At 44.6% G+C, this 558-nt stretch carries 2 protein-coding genes; both read right to left on the bottom strand.

Annotation, left to right across the window (positions count from 1 at the left end):
• Positions 1-326 (bottom strand): cyclophilin-like fold protein (locus ACS8FC_RS19870; RefSeq protein ID WP_439298052.1); only part of this gene is annotated, 326 nt, incomplete at its 3' end.
• Positions 327-348: 22 nt separating this feature from the next.
• Positions 349-558 (bottom strand): MFS transporter (locus ACS8FC_RS19865; RefSeq protein WP_439298051.1); only part of this gene is annotated, 210 nt, incomplete at its 5' end.

Genomic DNA, 558 nt, shown 5'->3' with positions numbered 1-558 from the left:
GGCAGTGCATTTGGTAGCTGAGCGTGCTTCTCATTACTGTGCAAATCCTCCATATTTAACGTCAGGGGTAATTGAGCTGCAAAAGCATGCGCAGTCGCGTTGTCTTCAGCCAACACTTCAAAACGATTTCCATTAATTGTCATCCACATATTCACTTGCTCCTTTTCTGATATCGGTTGCTCTGTATTATTAGAGCTTGTTTTTTGCGTCAAACTTTCATGCACAATGGACGAGTTTGATGTGCCATTTTGATCGTCAGTACAAGCACTCAATGCTGGCAAGATACCAACAGCCATCATAATGATCATGCGGTTGCTCATATTCATCTGTTAAACTCCCCTAAAGTAGTTACTGCGCGGTCAAACGCGATGTTAAGAACGCGGAAATCACTAAGATAACAGCGCTAAATAAAAACGTTGCCTGATAACCGCTATGATCAAACAAAATACCACCTACTGTCGAACCTAATGCAATAGCCAGTTGCACCACAGCGACCATCAAGCCACCCCCTACTTCAGCCTGTTCTGGCAATGTGCGAGCAAGCCAGCTCCACCAACC

The organism is Psychrobacter sp. 1Y4, assembly GCF_051847555.1.
This window is presented reverse-complemented; position numbering and strand designations above follow the sequence as displayed.